General features: G+C 55.6%; 2 rRNA genes. Both read right to left on the bottom strand.

Annotated features, from left to right (window positions below):
• Window positions 1–29: 29 nt before the first annotated feature.
• Window positions 30–146, bottom strand: a 5S ribosomal RNA gene (gene rrf / locus AC1DRO_RS21110).
• A gap of 204 nt (window positions 147–350) precedes the next feature.
• Window positions 351–3,485: ribosomal RNA gene (locus AC1DRO_RS21105) — 23S ribosomal RNA — on the bottom strand.
• Window positions 3,486–3,679 lie beyond the last annotated feature (194 nt).

The following is a 3,679-nucleotide window of genomic DNA, read 5'->3' as shown; positions in this document are numbered from 1 at the left end:
GTGGTGGGGGTCCTCGACCGTTAATGGTGTTCCGGCGGTGACCTACTCTCCCACACCCTCCCGGGTGCAGTACCATCGGCGCTGTGGGTCTTAGCTTCCGGGTTCGGGATGGGACCGGGCGTTTCCCCCACGCTATGACCGCCGTAACCCTTGCTCCGCCACGCACCCGCGGGGCGGGGGTGGGGAAATCTGTGGTTACAACATCTGTGGTGTTGTTATTTTGTTGTGGTTTTGTTCCTCAAGCAACGGGTTTGTTGGTTGGGAACCACATAGTGGACGCAAGCAGTCTTGTTTCTTTGTACCCTTCCCCTGGTGTGAACGTCTTTTGAATCCGTTCACGGGAAGGGTGTGTGGTGTAAGTTATCGGCCTATTAGTACCGGTCAGCTTCACGAGTCGTTAGTCCTCGCTTCCACATCCGGCCTATCAACCCAGTGGTCTGGCTGGGGGCCTCTCACACRCAAGGTGTATGGAAATCTCATCTCGAAGCGAGCTTCCCGCTTAGATGCTTTCAGCGGTTATCCCATCCGAACGTAGCTAATCAGCGGTGCACTTGGCAGTACAACTGACACACCAGAGGTTCGTCCGTCCCGGTCCTCTCGTACTAAGGACAGCCCTTCTCAAATTTCCTGCGCGCGCAGCGGATAGGGACCGAACTGTCTCACGACGTTCTAAACCCAGCTCGCGTACCGCTTTAATGGGCGAACAGCCCAACCCTTGGGACCTACTCCAGCCCCAGGATGCGACGAGCCGACATCGAGGTGCCAAACCATGCCGTCGATATGGACTCTTGGGCAAGATCAGCCTGTTATCCCCGAGGTACCTTTTATCCGTTGAGCGACGGCCATTCCACAATGTACCGCCGGATCACTAGTCCCGACTTTCGTCCCTGCTCGAGATGTCTCTCTCACAGTCAAGCTCCCTTGTGCACTTACACTCGACACCTGATTGCCAACCAGGCTGAGGGAACCTTTGGGCGCCTCCGTTACTTTTTAGGAGGCAACCGCCCCAGTTAAACTACCCATCAGGCACTGTCCCTGACCCGGATTACGGGCCGAAGTTAGATGTCCAAAGTGACCAGAGTGGTATTTCAACGATGACTCCACCCGAACTGGCGTCCGGGCTTCAACGTCTCCCACCTATCCTACACAAGCCACTCCGAACACCAATACCAAACTATAGTAAAGGTCTCGGGGTCTTTCCGTCCTGCTGCGCGTAACGAGCATCTTTACTCGTACTGCAATTTCGCCGAGTTTATGGTTGAGACAGCGGGGAAGTCGTTACTCCATTCGTGCAGGTCGGAACTTACCCGACAAGGAATTTCGCTACCTTAGGATGGTTATAGTTACCACCGCCGTTTACTGGGGCTTAAATTCTCAGCTTCGCCTTGCGGCTAACCGGTCCTCTTAACCTTCCAGCACCGGGCAGGAGTCAGTCCGTATACATCGTCTTGCGACTTCGCACGGACCTGTGTTTTTAGTAAACAGTCGCTTCCCCCTGGTCTCTGCGGCCCCGATCCCCTCCCACCAGCAAGTGGTGTTCAAGGTTGGGGCCCCCCTTCTCCCGAAGTTACGGGGGCATTTTGCCGAGTTCCTTAACCATAATTCTCTCGATCGCCTTAGTATTCTCTACCTGATCACCTGTGTCGGTTTGGGGTACGGGCGGCTAAAACCTCGCGTCGATGCTTTTCTCGGCAGCATAGGATCACCGAATCCCCCCCTRCGGGGGTCCCGTCAGATCTCAGGCATCATGAACGGCGGATTTGCCTACCGTTCGCCCTACATCCTTAGACCGGGACAACCATCGCCCGGCTCGGCTACCTTCCTGCGTCACACCTGTTAATACGCTTGCCTCCCAGGATCAGGTCCCGCGCTCCACCAAAACCCTTCCACCACAAGGGCGGTCAGGCAGGTTTCGGGCGGTTAGTATCCCCTGTTCAGCATGGGCGGTTTTTCGCCGGTACGGGAATATCAACCCGTTGTCCATCGACTACGCCTGTCGGCCTCGCCTTAGGTCCCGACTTACCCAGGGCAGATTAGCTTGACCCTGGAACCCTTGATCATCCGGCGGACGGGTTTCTCACCCGTCTTTCGCTACTCATGCCTGCATTCTCACTCGTGTAGGCTCCACCGCTGGTTTCCACCGCGACTTCACTGCCCACACGACGCTCCCCTACCACTCCAGACGCCTGAACCACAAGGGCTTGGCTAATGTCTGAAATCCACAACTTCGGCGGTGTACTTGAGCCCCGCTACATTGTCGGCGCGGAATCACTTGACCAGTGAGCTATTACGCACTCTTTTAAGGATGGCTGCTTCTAAGCCAACCTCCTGGTTGTCTTCGCAACTCCACATCCTTTCCCACTTAGCACACGCTTAGGGGCCTTAGTTGGTGGTCTGGGCTGTTTCCCTCTCGACTATGAAGCTTATCCCCCACAGTCTCACTGCTGCGCTCTCACTTACCGGCATTCGGAGTTTGGCTGACGTCAGTAACCTTGTAGGGCCCATTAGCCATCCAGTAGCTCTACCTCCGGTAAGAAACACGCAACGCTGCACCTAAATGCATTTCGGGGAGAACCAGCTATCACGAAGTTTGATTGGCCTTTCACCCCTACCCACAGCTCATCCCCTCCATTTTCAACTGAAGTGGGTTCGGTCCTCCACGACGTCTTACCGTCGCTTCAACCTGGCCATGGGTAGATCACTTCGCTTCGGGTCTAGATCACGCCACTGCAACGCCCTATTCAGACTCGCTTTCGCTACGGCTTCCCCACACGGGTTAACCTCGCGACGTAACACTAACTCGCAGGCTCATTCTTCAAAAGGCACGCCGTCACCCCAACACGATCGCTCGCGGAGGCTCCGACGGATTGTAAGCACACGGTTTCAGGTACTGTTTCACTCCCCTCCCGGGGTACTTTTCACCTTTCCCTCACGGTACTGGTCCGCTATCGGTCATTAGGGAGTATTTAGGCTTATCAGGTGGTCCTGACAGATTCGCACGGGATTTCTCGGGCCCCGTGCTACTTGGGATACTTCACCAGGCGGTGCACAACATTTCGGTTACGGGGCTCACACCCTCTACGGCCGGCCTTTCAAGACCGTTCACCTATGCCTGCACTCTCACCTTCCCAGCCCGGCAGAGCTGGAGTGGGAAGTCCCACAACCCCGACCATGCAACGCCCGCCGGCTATCACACATGGAACGGTTTAGCCTGATCCGCGTTCGCTCGCCACTACTGACGGAATCACTATTGTTTTCTCTTCCTGCGGGTACTGAGATGTTTCACTTCCCCGCGTTCCCTCCACGCACCCTATGTGTTCAGATGCGGGTCACCAGGCAGCTCGCGCCCCTGGCGGGGTTTCCCCATTCGGACACCCTGGGATCACAGTCCGGTTATCGACTCCCCCAGGCTTATCGCAGATTCCTACGTCCTTCTTCGGCTCCTAATGCCAAGGCATCCACCGTGTGCTCTTAAAAACTTGACCACAAAAGATCAAGGAGTAATTTTCGAGAGAACCACAGAAACCACCACCATCACCCCAAAAGGCAACAGCGACAGATCCAGGTTCATATTCTTGGAAATTGCTTCTTATAAAAGATGCTCGCGTCCACTATGTAGTTCTCAAACAACAACCCCGTACCACACACCCCACACACGCCCCACAAAAGGGAACAACCG

The organism is Arthrobacter sp. P4_F11 (assembly GCF_056401395.1).
Note: the sequence above shows the minus strand (reverse complement) of the source record. Positions and strands in the feature narration are given on the sequence as shown.